Here is a 17,929-nt window from a genome sequence, read left to right as displayed (position 1 = left end):
CCAAAGCAGATCCCGATGCTCATCTTCCGGGCCGGCGGCAGCCATTCCAGCATGTAGTAGAAGGCAAGGGTACTGAGCGGCGCGGCCGCAACCCCCATTATTGCACGCACCAGAACCGCAGAGTGCAAATCGTTCGTGAACAGGTGAGCGATCACTGCAGCCACGAATACGAGTATCCCGACCTCAGCGAAGCCGCGCAGGCCAAACTGCGTGCGCACCTTGAACATTAAGATGGTGCCCGCAATGTTGGTCGCGAAATACGCTGCAGAAAGCCAGCCCATCTCCAACTGCGTGGCCGATAGCTGAGCCTGCAGGTTTGAAAGATTTGCGGTGACGAGATTCACACCGAGTCCCTGAGTAATACCGAGAAAAATCGAGCTTCCCGCGTAAATCGCTGCCCGCCACGCCGGCATGGGCGAGAAATCGGGTGCTGCAGGCGCTGGCTGCTGGATCGGCGCTTCTTCATCGGTTGCAGACTCGACGATATACTGGGACGCAGCAGCCGGTTTTTTGTCCTCAAGCTTATCAATAGCGGACAAGGCTAACCCGGCTACGTTGTCTATCCTGTTCATGCCGCCGCCTCGCGAAATTGGGGCGCTGTGGATGTTTTCGAAGAGAGTTCAGCAAAATTTTTCGAAATGATTCCCAGCACGCGCTCCGCAACGCGCAGGTCTTGCCCACTGATGCCCGCTAGTAAGGCAGGTGCCAGTTGTTCGGTCACCTCTAAAGCGGCTTTCGCCATCGGAATGCCATCGGGCGTGAGCAAGATCAGCTTGGCGCGTCGATCCGAGGGATCCGGTAGCCGCGCAACATAGCCAAGCACTTCCAGTCCATCGATGATTTTCACCGCAGTTGGGGGCTCAACCTGCAGAAACGACGCGATTTCTGACTGGCCCACTGGGTTCGACCTCCCATGGAGAAAAAGCAACACCCGCGCTCGCGACGCTGTAAGGCCGATGATGCCCATTTTAGCGTGGAACAAAGCGGTCAAACCGCGAGTGACCCTCCCCATCTCGCGGAGAAGAAAGTCGTCGCCATCGATCATGGTTAGCTCCCTATAATATAGGGCCCTATATATATATGCGCCGCCCGACTTGTCAAGCCGCAGGCCGTCTCTCAGGGCAGCAAAAGATGTAGGGTGTGAAAGTGTGCGTTCCGCCTCTACGTCGGCGATGGCGACCGTTCCTGATCGTAACGCGCGTTGAAAGGGTTTGAAGATATGGCACAGTAACCGATCAGCAGCATGCGGATCATCAGCCGATGGCTGGCCCGTATGGCTATAGAGAGCCTCAGGATTTGAGCCATTGTGAGTACGCCCGTAGGTCTATCATCGGCACGGTTGCCAAGGTCTGAAGCCTAGCTATCAGCTCGAAGAGGAATGCTGTGGCGGCCATTCCGCCTGCTTCGATCAGGTAGCCGCCATGGTCATTCCGGGCGAAAAAGCCGTGCGCGGCGATACATCCAGGGTCGAGAGCGTACTCGCCTTGCCGCAATGTCAGATTTTTGGCCAGGGTTTCTCCAAGTGGTGGGTTCTACGCACTTTCGAGAGTCAGAAGTCCCGCAATGATGGGGTGCGGCACCTTTGGTTTTGCGACCTCTCGGCATGTGGTATCGGTAGGCTCGTGCGATGCAGCGTACGAACGCTTGCCGCCTTATCCTGGGCATAGCACTGCCCTGCCCGATGTCGACGAAACCGGGCAAATGGATCAGAAGTGCGTCTAAATATTAGCCTTGGTTCACTTAAACGGAGCGAGATGATCTCGAAGCTGTTTTTAGTCGCAAGACAGTCACAGTGACATTCACCACGCGCCGCTCAGATGGACCCAATATTAAAGCCGACGGCGAACTTGGCATCGCGGTTCTCAGCCTAACGGCTGAGGAGCGTGAAAGAGTCGCTCAAGGTCACATCTATATCAGATACCATCAACGACGAGCGTGAACGAATACAATGCTGCCGATACCACTTCGAGTGAGTATCTTGGTTGTCAAAAGCAATAACTTTACCAATTTGTGAGGGTTATTGGCATAAATTTGTTATGACACCGATGCCATATTGACTTTGTCCATAAACAGCACATCGATCCCTATGTTGCTGGCCGCAAAGGCCCGCCCGGCTACATGATGGCAGCACTTAGCCGGAAGAATGTCGTCGAAAGCGATGAGGAATGGCCAACGGTTAGCTGGGAAACCATTGCCCGGGCCAACCCCAGCGTGATCGTCATAGCCCGGATGGATCGGCGGCGGTTTGAGGCGGACGATTATGAGAAAAAGATCGCCTTCCTGAAGTCTGACCCGGTGACCAGCCACTTGGATGCTGTCAAAAATGACCGGATCATCATTCTGGGTGCTCATGCGATGGACCCGTCGATCCGCAACGTCTCGGCATTGGAAACGCTGGCCGACGCTTTGCCTGCGTTCAATCTGAAATTACCCAAGTGGCAAGCCTGTCCGTCCGGCTGCATTCCCACATTTGGACAGGGATATTCGGGCTTGCGGTGTTGAGTGTGGCGATCCTTGCCGGGGTTTTCATTGGCAAGACCCCGCTGCCGTTTCATACGGTGGCGGCGGTGTTTGCGAACAATATTTGGAATGCGGGCCATGTGGTTGATCCGGTGGACGCAGGGATCATCTGGAACTGCCGCCTGCCACGCACGCTTGTCGCGGCGGGTTGTGGCGCAGGTCTGGCACTTTCGGGCGTGGTGTTGCAGGCCTTGGTGCGCAACTCGCTGGCCGATCCCTATTTGCTGGGGGTATCTGCAGGAGCTTCCACGGGTGCGGTCGCGATGACGATTCTGGGCTTGGGCGGCGGCGTGATCGGGATTTCTGCGGGGGCTTTTGGCGGCGCGACCTTGGCCTTTCTGATAGTCGCAGCCTTGGCACGAGCAGCAGGCGGCGGCTCAGCGCAACTTGTATTGGCGGGCATTGCCGGATCGCAGCTGTTCAACGCGCTGACCTCTTTTTTCATCGCCAAATCGGTCAATGCCGAACAGGCGCGGCATCATGTACTGGCTGCTCGGCAATCTGTCCGGCGTGCGCTGGCCGGATGTGGCGCTTGCGGTGCCTGCGTCTGCCCTAGGCTTTATGGTATGCGTGTTGCACATGCGAGCGCTGGATGCGTTTTCATTTGGCACGGATTCCACCTCGGCCTTAGGCGTTGCTGTGCGCCGGGTGCAGGTAGTGCTGACCGGCATGACCACACTGATGACGGCGGTGATGGTCAGCCTCGTCGGCTCTATCGGCTTTGTCCGATTGGTGATCCCGCACGCCACCCGATTTGTGGTAGGGGTGCGGCATGGTGCGCTGATCCCGGCGTCTGCCTTGGCAGGCGCGCTGTTTCTGATCGCTGCCGACATCACCTCGCGGACGTTAATACCCGGTCAAGTCGTGCCAATCGGGGGTAGTGACAGCCTTGTGGGAGCGCCCGGTTTCGCGATCATGCTGATCCGCAGCGAGGTCGGACATGAGGCTGTCGGCGCAAGACCTTGGCTGGAAAGCCGGCACTCGCAGCATTGTCGAAGGCGTTACCGTTGATATTCACGCAGGAGAAACCTTCGGCCTGATCGGCCCGGACGGCTCTGGCAAATCCACGTTGCTAAGGCTGATGGCGGGTCTGTTGCCGCGCGCCTCGGGTGAGGTCCGGCTCAACGACACGCCGCTGCGCAACCTGCAACGCCGCGAGATCGCGCGTCGGGTGGCCTTTGTCGAGCAGCAGGCCGAAACGACGGAGGCCCTGACCGTGCGCGACGCCATTGAGCTGCCGCACCCCGTGGCTTTCTGCATTGCATCCATTCTCGACGCAGGATCGCGCTATCGTCGATCGGGCTTTGGCGGCGGTGCGAATGGAACACATGGCTGCTCAAAGCTGGGCAACCCTGTCGGGAGGCGAGCGCCAGCGCGTGCATATTGCGCGTGCCTTGGCACAACGTCCGCAACTGATGTTGCTGGACGAGCCGACCAACCATCTCGATATCCACCATCAACTGTCTTTGCTGCGGTTGGTGAATCGGCTTCCGGTGACGGTGATCGTGGCACTTCACGATGTTAACCAAGCGATGGGCTGTGATCGGCTGGGAGTGATGGACGCCGGCCGCCTTATCGCCTGCGGCCCCCCGCACGAGTTGCTAACGCCTGCGCGCCTCGCCAGCATTTTCCGCGTCACGGCGTCGGCGCTGCGCGATCCGATGGACGACGCCACCTTGTTTCGTTTCCACTGTCTGGAGGACTAAGCTATGAAACCTTTCCTCCAGAGACGGATGTTGGACAGGACTACGCAGATGTCATGGGGCGCCTGTCCCCAGAGCTCCAATGGGACGGCGAACGGCTGATTTCGAGGAAGCCCCTTCAGCCTGAAGAAGACCAAGCGACACGCGTGCTAAACCTTTTGGAGGCGCTTCTTTAGCCATTGGCAATCAAGGCAGCGCCATGGTTACCGCAAAGCCCATCCTTGCTCAGATGTGGGCGTCTCGTTGCATGAGGCTCGAGATGGACTACCAATCACGCCACGCATGAAAAACGTCACGAACAACAATACAGTCGCAGATCAAATCGAAAGGTTGGCACACCGCTTTTCGATGACAGTATTGGCCGTACGACGTATCGCTTCAATCTGGCATCGAATGCGGGATCCGATCCCACTTTGAAGCACAAGCTGGTTGGGGTTACTTGGATGACGTTGGCTTGAAATCTCTTACGCTGATCGCGCCTTGGGCAAACAGTTCTTTGCAGGGCTGTTGTGCGTTGCAAAGTAGGGTAAAAGTGCCTCTTGGATCTGCGCTTGAATTAGAGCGTCTGGCCAGCTGGTTTTCATATCTTGCATTTCAATCGCACGATCGATCGTCGATTGCGCGAAAAACTGGGAAAGCAGGCAAGGCTGCTTCGGCTTACCCCGAAGAAATTCCAACAGAGCCGCCACCGCAGAACGCGCTTCGGGGCGATCCCAATAATAGCGGATGCGGTCGGCGAAACCGAAATGGCGCAGACGCCGCAACTCGGCTCCGTTTCCATGATAGTGCCGCTGCCACTGGGTCGGATCGTCGACCATCAGCCGCTCCATTCGGTCGCGCAGCGAAGCCGGTCTACCGTCATACCAATCCGCCATCATGTCCAGCGCGTAAACCGCCTGCCGATAGGCAAATGTCAGCGCCGGGCCCACCTTGAGCACGGCAAAATGCCGCGCCGCCAAGGCGGGGTAAACCTCGGCGCGTTGATAGTCAGTCGAATGCGCTTCAAAGGTCATGTTTGGAAAATCATGAAGGGCGCCTGATAGATCAGATGGCAAGTCTGTATCGAACGCGTGGATGTGGTCTCCTGAGAATTCCAACCCCGGCTGCACGACCAGCGCCACCACCCGAGACCATGCTCGAGCTGAAACCTTTGCAACGATTGCCTCTCGCTGTGCCAGCAGCGTAGCCAACGCATTTTCCGGCCGGGTGGGAACGACCGCTGCATCAGCCTCCTCGGCACGCGCGCCACCGGGAGGCGGCACTTCGGTTCCGACGATGTATGACAAAGCTTCTCGATCCGGGGCGAAGCGCTCACAAATGTCCATCAACGCTGCACTCCGCTCGGCGCTTATCATGTTGGAAACTTGTGCTGGTTCGCCTGCACACCCCTCAGAGCAATCGAGATGAATTTTCGTGAAGCGTGCCTCAACGAATAGCCGCATCAATTCAGCCGCGTGGCCCATCGCTACCGCCGCCGGCAGGTTGCGCCAAACCTGCGGTCCAAGGTGATCACCGCCTAGGACGACATTGCCAAAATCCAACCCAGCCCTGTCACAAATTTTCCGCAGATACGCGACGAAATCCGCTGGTCGCATGCCGGTGTAACCACCAAACTGATTGACCTGATTGCTGGTCGCCTCAATCGCCAGCGGCGCGCCAAGACTGGCGGCCAGCCGCGCCGAGGCCAACAGCACATCTGGATGGGCCGAACAGACCGAGGGCAGCGCGACGCGTTGGCCCGCGCGGTTGCGCGCGATAATGTCCCGCAACTTGTCGGTCACTTCATGCGCTCCGTGCGTTGAGTCTGAAAGGCACGGGACATCATTTGACCCCGCCCATGGTGATGCCACTGATCATCCGGTCGGACAGGAAAATGTAGATTAGGATCGTCGGAACCATGACGATCGTGACCCCGGCAAACAGCCCCGGCCAGTTGCCCCCTGAATACTGCATTGAGGTCATCAGGGAGTAAATCCCCAGCGATAATGTCCTTTTTTCCTGCGCATTGATCAGCACAAGCGAGATCTGATATTCGTTCCACAGCCCCACAAAATTCAGGATCGCAACGGTCGCCGCCCCCGGTGCCGCAAGCGGTAGCATCACGTGCCAGAACACCTGCCAGTCATTGCATCCGTCGATCACCGCAGCTGATTCAAGGTCCGAGGGGAGTGAGGAAAAGAAGCCCTGCAACACATAGATGGTGAACGGCAGAGATACCGACAGATAAACCAGCGTCAGCCCGGTCAAGCTGTCGATCAGACCGATCTCGCTAAGCATCACCACAAGCGGGATAAACAAAAGTGGGATCGGGATGCCCATGCCGAAGATGAAAAAATTCAGCAGCGCCTTACGGCCGCGAAACTTGCCCCGGCTCAGCACATATGCCGCAGGCAGCGCCACAACCAGCAGACCGATCACAGAGGCTGTCACAACCATAAGGCTATTGAGAAAATACTCGCCGAAATGGCTTGTAACCCAAACCTTGGAATAGTTCACGAAGGCCGGGGCGGAGGGAAACTCGAACGGCTTTCCAAACAGGCTGCGGGTGGATTTAAGCGAGGCCATTATGACCCACAGCACCAAGAATACTGTGAAGCCACCCCACCCGCCAAGGATGACCCAAGCGATGCCGCGATGAATACGTTGATGAGTGGAAGGTCGCATTTCAGAACTCCACGCGGTCGCGTCTGGTGGCCCAAGTCAAGATCAGGACCGCCACGACAGTGAACAGGAACATGCAGACCCCAATGGCTGTGGCATAGCCAAGTTCATAGACGGGCTGGCGGAATCCAAATCCCATGATGAATAAGTAAATCGAGGGAGTGAGCAGACTTTGAACGGGCGTTGGGCCGCCAAAAGCGAAGGGGAACTCCATCATCTTGATCGCCTCAATCACCCAGAGGACCATGGTGATGGCGATCACGTCCCAAATCATTGGCACCGTGATCATGCGGAACATCTGAACGGGTCCAGCCCCCTCAATCCGCGCCGCCTCATACATGTCGGTCGGTATTTTGTCGGCCCCGGCAAGGATCAGGATGGTGAAAAAGCCGGTGGAGATCCAGACAAGTCCGATCAGCATGGACCAGATGATGTTTTCCGGCGCGGTCCATGAGATAGCTGCCGCCTGATCGAAACCGATGTATTTGAAGATATTGGACAACATCCCGTAGCGCGGCATGTAAATAAACGACCAAAAAGTCGACAGCGCAACGACCGCGATGACATTCGGCATGAAGATCAGCGCCCGGAACAGCTTTTTGCCCCAGATCCCCGAGTTGATTAGAATGGTGAACAGGAAGGCAAGCCCGAAGATGGCCACGCCACCTACCGTAAGGATCAGCGCCATGTTGGTGATGCTGAGCCAGAACACCGGATCCGAAAACAGCTTGATATAATTGCCGAAACCCACCCAGCGCGGCGTCTCGCCAAAACCTGAAGTCTGGAAAAGGCTGAGATAAAATGAGGCTGCTGCGGGTGCGAGCACGAAGAAAAGATACAGCAGCACGGCCGGAGCGAGGAAGATGATAACCATCCGGCGTCGCATGAAGGTCTCCTTCAGAAATTGCATATCGCGGCGAAATCCCCGGACGAGGCTTCAGCTTCGTCCGGGGATCAGATCAGGGGGGAGGCTACTTGGCTTCCCAATATTTTTTGGTATCTGCTGCCATGGCCTCGACAAAAGCTTTGGCTTCGGTCTGCCCCATGAACATTTTGTTCTGCTCAGGCGCTAGGATCGTAGTATAGAAGTCTGGGTAGTTGATGCCGACGCCGCCGTAGATATTACTGATTGCGGTTGCGTTAGTGGCGGCTTGGTATGCCTCCTCTAGGATCGCGGGCCATGCAACGCCTGCACGGGTGCTGCCGACGCTGCCCTGCTCGACTATAATCTTCTGGGCTTCCTCGCTGACGAGGAACTCAAGAAAATCGACCGCTTCCTCTTTGTGTTCAGAGCTTTCCAAGGCGATCATCGACAACAGCGCGACTTGCAGATCGGTTTGCTTACCCTTGCCACCCTCGACCGATGGGAAGTTGAATGCACCCCAAGGGAAGTCTTCACCGGCCGAACTGGACAGTTCTGCAGGCAGCCAAGAGCCGTTCAGGTTTCCCATGGAATCGCCAAGTGCCACTGTTTGCTGACCCGCCGGATACTGGAAACCGCGCGCGTCATCGGGAATGCACCGCCCCCACAGGGATTGCGCCATCTGAGCGGCCTTCAGCACCTCTGGCTTCAGCCAGCTTTCTCCCGTCTTGTCCTCGAACGTTGTGACCAGCGCATTCACGCCCAGCTTACGTTCCAGTAGATAAGAGAAGTAATACAGCGCATAGGTATCATCATTATCGACCACCAGCGCGTATTTATCCAACTTGCGCACCGCATCGCACATGGCCAGCAGTTCGTCAAAAGTTGCAGGTTCCTGCGCCCCGGCTTCCTCCAGAATTTCTTTATTGTACCAGAAATTGACCGAATTATAGACGTAAGGTACCTGATAATGCTTACCCTCGGAGGCATATATGTCGAAGACGCCGGGCAGCAGCGATGCCCCGAAATCTGCCTTAACCAGACCATCGAGTTGCAGGGCAAGTCCCTGCTTTTGCAAACCCCCGATCAACTGATCGCCATCTTGATCCATCAGGTCAACTTTGGTCCCGGCTTGAAGGGCAGAGCGCAGTTTTGTCTGATTGGCGCGCCCGTTCCAGACCGCACTGAACGTGGTTTCAGGGTGTGCAGCTGTGTAGGCGTCCATGATGGCGCGCAGGGCGACGGCCTGCGGTTCGGGTTCGTTCCACATGGACCAGAACACAAGTTCGGATGCCTGAGCCTGAGGTGCCATGACAGCAAGGGCGCAGCCCGCTAGCATGGAGGAGAAGATGGATCGGGAAGACCGTAACATTTCAATCCTCGCTGTTAAATATAGAGCGACGTCCTTGATGGCGGCTCATGATGATTCGCTTCAAAAATATGTAACAAAATTTCTTATCGGGCAACTTCTTTGACAGATCGCAACCGAAAAGGTGATGATTTCCTCTGTAGAAGCCCGAAAAAGTGGCAAAGATCTAAATACAATGAGGTAAGCCACAAATCATGTTGCAAAATTACATTTATCGGTATCATCTTCCAATTAACGGCGACTCTGAATGGAGATGAATGTGGGCGAACTCCGGTTAGAGAATGTCAGTAAGTCCTTCGGGTCGATGAGTGTGATCAAAGACGTCAGCCTCACCATCGAGACAGGTGAATTTGTCGTGCTGGTCGGCCCGTCGGGTTGTGGAAAATCCACCTTGCTGCGCTGCATCGCGGGACTGGAACCGATCACTGGCGGCAAGCTGACAGTGGACGGCGTGGACATCACAGACGCCGCACCTGTCGAGCGCGGACTTGCGATGGTCTTTCAATCTTATGCGCTTTACCCGCATATGACAGCGGCCGAAAATATTGGCTTTGGATTGCGGATCGCCAAGGCACCGAAGGCCGAGATCGCAGCGCGGGTCTCGGAAATCGCTAGCCTTTTGCAGATCGAACACCTGTTACCCCGCAAACCCAAGACCTTGTCCGGCGGGCAGCGTCAGCGGGTGGCGATCGGCCGAGCATTGGCCCGCAAACCAAAGTTCTTCCTGTTCGATGAGCCGCTTTCCAACCTTGATGCAGCCCTGCGTGCAGAAATGCGGGTAGAACTGGCCCGCCTCCATGCCCAGTTGGGTAATACGATGATATATGTAACGCATGATCAGGTCGAAGGCATGACGCTGGCCAACCGGATCGTCGTGATGAACGCCGGACAGATCGAGCAATGCGGCTCGCCTCTGGAGCTGTTCAACCGCCCCCGCAACAAGTTTGTTGCCGGTTTCCTCGGCCAGCCTCCGATCAATTTCGTGCGGGTGACTGGTTGGACGCAGGAGGGTGGAGACGTGCAGCTTGCTCTTTCTGGGGGCACCGCAAAGGTTCAGTCGCATCACCCCATTGCCGCCGATGCACAGCTTGAACTTGGGATCCGGCCAGAAGATCTTCGCCTTGCCGACAAGGGGCTTCCCGTCACCGTGGAAGTTGTCGAGCATCTGGGGAATGAGACAATCGTTCACAGCCGTTTGGGGGATGGCTGTGGTCTGACGGTCCGGCTGACGGGACAAGCCAAGGTGCAGGTGGGCGATCTCTGCCACGTCGCATTGGACCCGGAGCGGGCGATCCTGTTCGACACACAAGGCAACAACGTCTCAGGCCTTTTAGCGTAACACATATCTATTTCTTTGGCCCAGCCGACCAGATCGGAGCGCGGCGCAAACCAGAAGGAACACAGCATGGAGGCGCCGCTCATCGCGCGGATCACAGAAGGCAGGGGCGAATTGTCACGCGCGTTCGGGCTTGTCGCGGATGTGCTGCTGGCCGATCCGGCGCGGTTCATGGCTGGATCCGTGCAAGAAATCGCGGTAGCGGCCGAGGTCAGCCAGCCCTCGGTGGTGCGGTTCTGCCGCCATTATGGCTTCAACGGCGTGCCTGATTTTCGCATCGCGCTGGCCATGTCGTTGGTGGCAAACAGCTCGACTCAGGTCAGGCCGTTTCTAGAGCCCAGCATGGCCGACAAGGCCAACGTTAACACCGACAAGAAGAAGGCCATCGCCGCTGTTGCGCTTGACTTGATCGCCACAGACCGCACCGTTATTCTTGATTCCGGCTCCACCCTGCAGATTTTTGCGGGCCATCTGCGGGCAGCCTCGGGCCTGACTATCTTGACAGCGGGCCTCAATATTGTGGAGACGCTTTGGGGGTGTCGCCAGCATTCGGTGATTATGCCCGGCGGCGTCGTCCGCTTTGACGCCCGCGCGCTGACCGGACGAATGCTGGAGCAATCCTTGGCCAATATGCGTTTTGATACCGTTTATTTCGGCGCGGACAATTTCGATGCCGAAGAAGGCCTCAGCACCTTCAACGAGGATGAAGCGCATCAGGGAGCGGCGATGGCGGGCGTTAGCAAGCGCGTGGTTGTGCTGGTCGATTCCTCGAAGTTCCGCACCACCAGCCTGCACCGCTTTTGCGCCATCGACCGGATAGATACGGTCGTGACCGACTGGGCCGTTCCGGGTGAGGTTGTTTCCACTTTGCGGGGCCATGGCGTGACCGTCATCATCGCCCCCGCCCCTGTCCAAGAGGTGTAACATGGCCGCCGCCGATCCTTCTGACCGACTTTCCCGCTGGATAACCTACCGTGAGATCGTCGCCCAACCGCGCATCTGGCGGGATTGGGCGAAACCGTTGGAGATTTACGCATCCGAGATTGCGGCTTGGTTCATCCCCACTGCCTATGACGAAATTTGGCTGTGCGGCGCTGGCACCTCTGCCTATATTGGCGAGGCGCTGGCCGCACATTTGAACCGTGCGCCGCACCCTTTACGTTATCGCGCTATTGCGACGACCGATCTGGTGGCCAGCCCCGGCTCCTATCTGCGACCCCATACGACAATACTGGTAGTATCCTTCGGGCGCAGCGGTGACAGCCCCGAGACGCTGGGGCTGCTGGATCTTCTGGACACGCATATGCCCCGCGCCGATCAGCTGCATTTCACCTGCAATCCGCAGGGTGCCTTGGCGCAACGGAAATCAAAGGGTTTGGGCAGACGCAGCGTCGTTCTGTTGCCGCCTGAAACCAACGATGCGGGGTTTGCGATGACCTCCAGCTACACAACGATGCTGATCTCCGCCCTCGTCTGCCTTTCGCCCAGCTTGGCTGCATCGCTGGAGGCACGGATCACATCGCTGGCGGCAGGCGCCGAGGATGTGATCTCTGATATGCTTTTGCGCATGGATGATGCTGCGCCCTGTCCTTCACGTACGGTTTTTCTGGGTTCCGGCGTGCTGACAGCCTTCGCACGAGAGGCGGCGCTGAAGGTGCTGGAACTGACCCACGGCCGTATCCCCGCCTATTGGGAAACCGCCATGGGCTTTCGCCACGGACCGAAGGCCATTCTTGATGCCGAGGCGCAAGTCTTTTCCTTCCTGTCCAGCGATCCTCACACCCGCCAATATGAGGTGGATGGTGCCGAAGAACTCCGATGTCAGTTTGGCGCGAGCGTGGCGGCAACGCTCGGGCCAGAGGGCTGCGACTCCGACATTACCGTCAAAGGTGCGGAGGAGGATATTTGGCGTGGGGTGCTTTATGTGCTTGCGGCACAGCTTCTGGCTGTCTGGTGGTCGGATCGCCTTGGATTCAATGTAGACAACCCCTTTGCCGAGGGAAATCTCTCCCGCGTCGTTGCCGGCGTGACCCTTTACCCCTACCAGCCCAAGGTGACGACGTGATCGTCGGGATTGATCTGGGCGGAACCAAGATCGAGGCCTGTTTATTCGACGATGATCTGATGCCGCTGGTGCGTCGCCGCATCGCCACGCCAATAGCCTCGTTCGACGACATGATTGATGGCTTGGTGGACCAATATCATTGGGCTTGTGCCCAAGCTGGCACCCAAGATCTGAAGCTTGGCATAGGGGTGCCAGGCTTTGTCGAAAAGGGAACGGGCAGGCTGTTGGCCACAAACCTGCCCGGCACTGACAAATCCCTTCCGCAAGTATTAGAACAACGATTGAATGCCGCCATTGCGACCGAGAATGACTGCAAATGCTTTGCGTTGTCGGAAGCGAATGGCGGTGCAGGCGATGGTGCGGAAACAGTGTTCGGGCTCATCCTTGGCACGGGCTGTGGCGGCGGCGTGTGCCTCAACGGTCGCTTGGTGCGGGGTCTGGCCGGACTACCCGGTGAGATTGGCCATCTTGGCATTCCCGTCAGTTTTGCGGAGCGTCTTCCAGTTCTTATCTGCAAATGCGGCCGCGTCGGTTGCTACGAGACGCTGGTTTCCGGCCCTGGCTTGCGCATTTTGGGTCAAAGCATCGCCGGACTTGATATCCCGGCCGAAGAGATCGCCGCCCGCGCCGCCGCAGGAGAGCCGCGTCCAGCGGCCGCTTTGGCGCTGTGGAGCGAATTGGTTTGCGAGTTGCTTTTGACAATTCAGGCCAGCATCGACCCCGACCAGATCGTTTTGGGTGGCGGTCTGTCGAAGATCCCCGACATCACAAGTATCCTCGACTCACAAATGCAAAAAACGCTCATGCAGGGCCTGCCGCTGCCACAGCTTTCCGTAGCGCGTTTCGGTGATGCCAGCGGAGTCCGGGGGGCAGCGATGCTGCATGCCCTGAACCTCACCTCAGCAACAAGGAAGATATGAAATGATCAGCGGCCTCAGCCATTCTCCCGAAGCCAACATCCTGACGCCCGCTGGTTGGATGCGCGGCAGGATCGTGCTGGATGGGCCGAAGATTGGTGCCATCGCTGCCAAGCCCTGCCTTCGCACCGAAGATAACGATTTGCCGCTCATCATTCCGGGCTTCATAGATCTGCATATCCATGGCGGAAACGGCACCGACTACACCGATGGCGAGGAAGGAATCCGAGCGTTTATTCGGTATCACACCCAACATGGGACCGTCGCTCTGGCACCCACAACCTCGACCGCTCCTATCTCAGTGATTGAGGCGGCACTCGCCGATATCTCACACATTCAGGCAAAACCTGCGCCCAATGAGGCAACAGTATTGGGCGCTCACCTTGAGGGCCCATTCATAAATCCGGGCAAACTTGGTGCGCAAAGCAACCAGACAATTCTGCCTGATCTTGATCTGGTCGCTCGTTGGACAAAGCTTTGCAGACTTCGGGTGGCCACAATCGCCCCCGAAATGACTGGCGGAATGGAGCTGATTTCGGCCTTCAGCGCGACCGGCTGCCGTGTTCAGGTTGGCCATAGCCTCGCCACACCGGAGCTTCTTGCCGAGGCGTTTGGCTGCGGTATGGTCGGTTTTACCCACCTTTTCAACGGCATGTCCGGCGCGCACCACCGCGATGCTGGCGTGGCGGCCTATGCTCTGGCGCATGGTCAGTATGCTGAACTGATCTCGGATCTCATCCATGTTAACCGCACGATGATGCTGGCCGCAATTCGTGCTATCCCTCGGCTCTTCGCCATCACCGACGCCACTGCTTCGGCGGGGTTGCCGGATGGCCGTTACGCAAGCAGTGACGATAGTGCTGTGATTAAGACTGGTCTGATGGTGATGACCGAAGACGGAACATCGCTGGCTGGCAGCGCAATCACGATGCTGGACGCGTATCGCAACCTCGTCTCGCTGGGACTCTCGCCTGGCTTTGCCTCCGAACTCTGTGCGACCCGTCAGGCCGACTATCTGGGGTTACGGGATTTGGGCAGGTTATCGCCCGGGATGAGCGCAAGTTTCGTCATGCTTGGGCAACGGGATCTGTCCCTGCAGGGTGTGTGGATGCGCGGGACGCAGACCTAACGACAATATCAGATCACAATAAGTCTGGCGCGACAGCTTGCCATAGCCGGGATGTCACCCAGTTCCAAAAACAATATGGATAGCCCGACGAGATATTGCTTGCGAAACGCTGGCTCCTCATATGTGCAGGAGGCCTTCTATTTAGAGACTCATATGACGGTAAAGCGAATTCCGCGCTGCACTTCGAAAAAATCTTTCTATATAAAACGCGGGATGCGAGGGGCCGCATAGTCGATCCCGGGGTACCAACTGCTGCTGTAAACATCGACGGGATTGGTGAACTCGATTTCCTGTTTCCACGTGTCGGACGTCGCTGACAAACCGCCCTTGCGTGCGGTTGAGTGCGCGATTTCTACCCCTTCACGGATGGCGACTGTCGAACGCGCCGGGCTCATCGAGCGCGAGGCCGGGCCGAAACCCTGCCAAACATTCCGATTGGTGCGAGAGTCCGTATCCTTCCGGTCCACGCCTGTGCCACGGTGGCAATGCATCAGTATTTTTCAGCCGTTGCTTCAGACGGCAGTACTATAACCGCCGACTGGCCGATCATGCGCGGCTGGTAGCCGCAGAAGCGTCGGATCGGTTGCTCAAGTCTGGCTTCCTCGGCTGCCATGAAACAAAGGGCCACCGATTGGGAAACACGGTGAAGCGGCCCATTCGATCCGCGATCTCCCCAACAAGCACCAAGTATTTTAGCTGATATCTGAATATGCTCTGACTAACTAGCGCCATCATGGCAAAGCCGCTGTTGATGGATTGCGCGACCGAGACCACCTTGACCGTCCACCGCCGCAATCACGCCCGATATCGCCAAGAATGACTGGCAACCATTTTAACCGAGAGAAAATCAGGGTGGCTCCCAAAAGGGCAGCACAGTTCCGAAAATCCGAGACACATTTTGCAACTAAACTTACACAGACCCACTCATGGCAAAAGTGACATTTTGCCATGAGTTGCTTTTTTGCGGCAGGGCATGGTCTGAGATCAATCTACAGATACTTCGCAAAATTTCAAAATCCTCGCAAAACTGCTAAGGTTTTGTCACGGAGTTTGGCCAAGCTAACCTTGGATGCGGACAGGCCAGGGGGCCGGGACAGAAACGACATGGTGTGATTGCGGCCGCTTCGGTGGCGAACGAGGTCGGGTACGCACCATCTTTCGCCGCGGCGTATATTGGTGCAAAGTGAGGCTGGAAAATCCTACTTGAACGCCAAATATCCCATTTCAGATCGCACAAAACCTATGACCAAATTAAACTATTCTGATGCCCTGAACCTCGCCGCGCAGATTGCCAAGCGCAATATTTCGGTGCGAGAGGCGACCGAGGCTGCGATTGCTTCTATCGAAAGGCAAAACCCGGGGTTCAATGCTGTTGTTGCGGAAAGATTTGATGCGGCCATAACCGAAGCAGATGCGATGGATCAGCACCCTCCCGAACAAACGGGGCCGCTTTGGGGTGTGCCGTTCCTGCTAAAGGACGTAAACCTTTATTCTTCGGTGCTGCCGACCCGCTTTGCTTCGCGATTTTTCGCAACAGCGCAACCCAAAGGGGACAGCACGATGGTTCGCCGCTGGCGCGCCGGTGGGCTTGTGGTTCTGGGTACGACGAATACTCCGGAATTTGCTGGGGATTTTACCACCGAGCCTCTGGCGTATGGGCCATGCCGAAACCCTTGGGATGAAAAGGTGACAGTGGGCGGGTCCAGCGGCGGCGCTGGGGCAGCTGTTGCTAGCGGAATGGTCCCCATCGCGCATGGGACAGATCTTGGCGGGTCAATCCGAATCCCAGCCGCCTGTTGCGGCGTGTTCGGCTTCAAACCCTCGGTCGGATTGAATCCGCTGGGCCCGTGGTGGGAGGAAATCGCGGGTGGTCTTGACGCAGACCATGTGCTCACTCGAACTGTCCGCGACAGCGCGGCGGCGCTTGATCTAACGGCGGGACCGGACCAGGGCACACGGATCGGGCGTCAACCGCGCGCGGGTGGCTACCTCGCGGCGTTAGAAGGTGCAGTTGCGCCGCTGCGGATCGGGCTTTGCACCAGGGACGCGCATGACCGGTCTGCTGGCGCGGCGCAGGTGGCCGCCGCTGAAAAGGTGGCGCTGATGCTGGAATCGATGGGACATGTTGTGCTGCCCTACGCTTTTCCTGTCGAAGCACAATCCGGCCCTTGGTTCGACGCGCTCTGGACCGTCGACGTGCTGCACTTGGTAGAAGAGCGAGCGCGCGAACTCGGGCGCCAGCCAGAACACGATGAGCTAGAGCCAATGACATGGGCGTTCTTGGACCGTGCAAAGCAGCTTTCGGCGCTTGGTCTGCTTGACGCCCGCATAAAAATGACCGCGGTAGCGCATGCTATCGGGCGTTCGATGGATGGGATTGACCTCGTTCTGACACCCGCATTGAGTGAGGACCCGCACCATTGAACAGTCTGACCTATGCGGCTTGTGGCTCAGACCTCGATCGGTGGGTTGAGCGAGGATACAGCTTCGCGCCTTTTGCAGTGCCTGCAAACCTGGCCGGGCAACCGTCTGCCGTGTTGCCGGTTTCTTTGACCCATTCTGGATTGCCCGTCGCCGTTCAGATATCTGGTCAGACGGGCGATGATGTGCTTGTCTTGCGGGTGTCTAAAGCGATTGAAGACGCCATAGGATGGAAAGGGTTACCATTCTGACAATACCGAAGCGCGAACCTTAGCGCGTACACCCCCGCAGGCATGTCCTCGCCTCTGTCGGCACTCTTGGCAACTGGCGCGAAGGAGGGCACCGGCTCCCTGACTTTGACAGACATGGGGCGTCGGAATTGCGAATGGTGATCTGCTGACTCCGTTTATCGCGGCGCCTTCCATTGAAGTCAGAGGTCATTTTGGCTTGCGGGCCAGACCGAGGCCAGCAATTGATCCCATAAGGCAGCCAAAGGAGGATAGCATTTTGGACCTTTCTACACTCATCTTGCTTCTGAGTGCAGGCTTCGCCGCTGAAACAGTCAACGCCTTGCCGGTGGCGGGACAAACTGTTTTCAAATACCACTGGCCACAAGGAAGGGGCAAATACGGGGTATCTGCCCGGGACGAAAACGTATGAGTTCTTTCCCAAGCACCTGCGGACTAAGGCCCGCACCGGCGGATATTCACCGTGGAAGACCTACCAAGTTTTGCTACAGCCCGGGTTTCGGCGCGGGCGATGGCGCGTTCAAGCCACTTGGGTAAATCTGCGATGTCATTGCTATCCGGGTGAATCGGGTTTCCGATCGAAATTTCGAGATCAAGCGGCGCGCCGCAATCATATTCAGAGTTTTTCTCGTCAAGCAGGTGCTGAACTTCAGCTTCGATCTCATTCGAGCAAAGCGGGGCAGCGCTGTTGGAAACCA

At 57.3% G+C, this 17,929-nt stretch carries 15 protein-coding genes and 3 pseudogenes; 11 read left to right on the top strand and 7 right to left on the bottom strand.

Annotated features, from left to right (window positions below):
* Nucleotides 1-572, bottom strand: a 572-nt coding sequence (locus JWS10_RS10155; RefSeq protein ID WP_299506971.1) for an MFS transporter, incomplete at its 3' end; no start/stop codon positions are given.
* Nucleotides 569-1,045: a MarR family transcriptional regulator gene (locus JWS10_RS10150; protein ID WP_299506970.1), complete on the bottom strand. Its 477-nt coding sequence runs from the start codon at nucleotides 1,043-1,045 to the stop codon at nucleotides 569-571. The genes JWS10_RS10155 and JWS10_RS10150, both read right to left, overlap by 4 nt.
* Before the next feature lie 1,034 nt (nucleotides 1,046-2,079).
* Between JWS10_RS10150 and JWS10_RS10145 the strand changes: the two are divergent.
* The 3 pseudogenes from JWS10_RS10145 to JWS10_RS10135 form a co-directional block, all read left to right on the top strand.
* Nucleotides 2,080-2,427: pseudogene (locus JWS10_RS10145) on the top strand (ABC transporter substrate-binding protein); the annotation flags it as partial.
* Nucleotides 2,428-2,435: 8 nt separating this feature from the next.
* Nucleotides 2,436-3,450 (top strand): annotated as a pseudogene (locus JWS10_RS10140) (iron ABC transporter permease); the annotation flags it as partial.
* Between the two features lie 10 nt (nucleotides 3,451-3,460).
* Nucleotides 3,461-4,226, top strand: a pseudogene (locus tag JWS10_RS10135) (ABC transporter ATP-binding protein).
* A 461-nt stretch (nucleotides 4,227-4,687) separates the two neighbouring features.
* Here the strand turns inward: JWS10_RS10135 and JWS10_RS10130 are convergent.
* The 4 genes from JWS10_RS10130 to JWS10_RS10115 all read right to left on the bottom strand — a co-directional run bounded on the left by JWS10_RS10130 (nucleotide 4,688) and on the right by JWS10_RS10115 (nucleotide 9,016).
* Nucleotides 4,688-6,004, bottom strand: a complete 1,317-nt coding sequence (locus JWS10_RS10130) for a class II D-tagatose-bisphosphate aldolase, non-catalytic subunit (protein WP_299506967.1) — start codon at nucleotides 6,002-6,004, stop codon at nucleotides 4,688-4,690.
* Nucleotides 6,005-6,044: 40 nt separating this feature from the next.
* Nucleotides 6,045-6,887 (bottom strand): carbohydrate ABC transporter permease, encoded by an 843-nt coding sequence (locus JWS10_RS10125; RefSeq protein WP_299506965.1) that lies wholly within the window; start codon nucleotides 6,885-6,887, stop codon nucleotides 6,045-6,047.
* A gap of 1 nt (nucleotide 6,888) precedes the next feature.
* Nucleotides 6,889-7,770, bottom strand: a complete 882-nt coding sequence (locus JWS10_RS10120) for a carbohydrate ABC transporter permease (RefSeq protein ID WP_299506963.1) — start codon at nucleotides 7,768-7,770, stop codon at nucleotides 6,889-6,891.
* A gap of 85 nt (nucleotides 7,771-7,855) precedes the next feature.
* The gene (locus JWS10_RS10115) at nucleotides 7,856-9,016 is read right to left on the bottom strand and encodes an extracellular solute-binding protein (protein WP_299506961.1); all 1,161 of its coding nucleotides are present in this window, start codon (nucleotides 9,014-9,016) and stop codon (nucleotides 7,856-7,858) included.
* 346 nt (nucleotides 9,017-9,362) lie between these two features.
* Between JWS10_RS10115 and JWS10_RS10110 the strand changes: the two genes are divergently transcribed.
* The 8 genes from JWS10_RS10110 (at nucleotide 9,363) to JWS10_RS21255 (ending at nucleotide 17,234) form a co-directional block, all read left to right on the top strand.
* On the top strand, nucleotides 9,363-10,454 hold the full coding sequence (locus JWS10_RS10110; protein ID WP_299506958.1) for an ABC transporter ATP-binding protein: 1,092 nt from the start codon (nucleotides 9,363-9,365) through the stop codon (nucleotides 10,452-10,454).
* Between the two features lie 66 nt (nucleotides 10,455-10,520).
* Nucleotides 10,521-11,375 (top strand): transcriptional regulator, encoded by an 855-nt coding sequence (locus JWS10_RS10105; protein WP_299506956.1) that lies wholly within the window; start codon nucleotides 10,521-10,523, stop codon nucleotides 11,373-11,375.
* Between the two features lies 1 nt (nucleotide 11,376).
* Nucleotides 11,377-12,516 (top strand): SIS domain-containing protein, encoded by a 1,140-nt coding sequence (locus JWS10_RS10100; RefSeq protein WP_299506954.1) that lies wholly within the window; start codon nucleotides 11,377-11,379, stop codon nucleotides 12,514-12,516.
* Nucleotides 12,513-13,436 (top strand): ROK family protein, encoded by a 924-nt coding sequence (locus tag JWS10_RS10095; RefSeq protein ID WP_299506952.1) that lies wholly within the window; start codon nucleotides 12,513-12,515, stop codon nucleotides 13,434-13,436. Before JWS10_RS10100 ends, JWS10_RS10095 begins: the two co-directional genes overlap by 4 nt.
* A 1-nt stretch (nucleotide 13,437) precedes the next feature.
* Nucleotides 13,438-14,562, top strand: a complete 1,125-nt coding sequence (locus JWS10_RS10090; protein WP_299506950.1) for an amidohydrolase family protein — start codon at nucleotides 13,438-13,440, stop codon at nucleotides 14,560-14,562.
* A 341-nt stretch (nucleotides 14,563-14,903) separates the two neighbouring features.
* On the top strand, nucleotides 14,904-15,125 hold the full coding sequence (locus tag JWS10_RS10085) for a hypothetical protein (protein WP_299506948.1): 222 nt from the start codon (nucleotides 14,904-14,906) through the stop codon (nucleotides 15,123-15,125).
* A gap of 679 nt (nucleotides 15,126-15,804) precedes the next feature.
* Nucleotides 15,805-16,986: an amidase gene (locus tag JWS10_RS10080; protein WP_299506946.1), complete on the top strand. Its 1,182-nt coding sequence runs from the start codon at nucleotides 15,805-15,807 to the stop codon at nucleotides 16,984-16,986.
* Nucleotides 16,983-17,234: an amidase family protein gene (locus tag JWS10_RS21255; RefSeq protein WP_366943532.1), complete on the top strand. Its 252-nt coding sequence runs from the start codon at nucleotides 16,983-16,985 to the stop codon at nucleotides 17,232-17,234. Before JWS10_RS10080 ends, JWS10_RS21255 begins: the two co-directional genes overlap by 4 nt.
* 432 nt (nucleotides 17,235-17,666) lie before the next feature.
* Here the strand turns inward: JWS10_RS21255 and JWS10_RS10075 are convergent.
* The coding region (locus JWS10_RS10075) for a hypothetical protein (RefSeq protein ID WP_299506944.1) at nucleotides 17,667-17,929 on the bottom strand (263 nt) is incomplete at its 5' end.

Origin of the sequence: Cypionkella sp., from assembly GCF_028290025.1 — a bacterium.
Taxonomy (GTDB): Bacteria; Pseudomonadota; Alphaproteobacteria; order Rhodobacterales; family Rhodobacteraceae; genus Cypionkella.
The sequence above is the reverse complement of the archived record's forward strand: the minus strand, read 5'-3'. Positions and strand labels throughout refer to the sequence as shown.

Bases quoted from the DNA above. Each gene is read 5' to 3' on its own strand.
- JWS10_RS10125 (WP_299506965.1), bottom strand. From the start codon at position 6,887: ATGCGACCTTCCACTCATCAACGTATTCATCGCGGCATCGCTTGGGTC.
- JWS10_RS10120 (WP_299506963.1), bottom strand. From the start codon at position 7,770: ATGCGACGCCGGATGGTTATCATCTTCCTCGCTCCGGCCGTGCTGCTG.
- JWS10_RS10100 (WP_299506954.1), top strand. From the start codon at position 11,377: ATGGCCGCCGCCGATCCTTCTGACCGACTTTCCCGCTGGATAACCTAC.
- JWS10_RS10115 (WP_299506961.1), bottom strand. From the start codon at position 9,016: ATGTGGAACGAACCCGAACCGCAGGCCGTCGCCCTGCGCGCCATCATG.
- JWS10_RS10080 (WP_299506946.1), top strand. From the start codon at position 15,805: ATGACCAAATTAAACTATTCTGATGCCCTGAACCTCGCCGCGCAGATT.
- JWS10_RS10110 (WP_299506958.1), top strand. From the start codon at position 9,363: ATGGAGATGAATGTGGGCGAACTCCGGTTAGAGAATGTCAGTAAGTCC.
- JWS10_RS10150 (WP_299506970.1), bottom strand. From the start codon at position 1,045: ATGATCGATGGCGACGACTTTCTTCTCCGCGAGATGGGGAGGGTCACT.
- JWS10_RS10105 (WP_299506956.1), top strand. From the start codon at position 10,521: ATGGAGGCGCCGCTCATCGCGCGGATCACAGAAGGCAGGGGCGAATTG.
- JWS10_RS10090 (WP_299506950.1), top strand. From the start codon at position 13,438: ATGATCAGCGGCCTCAGCCATTCTCCCGAAGCCAACATCCTGACGCCC.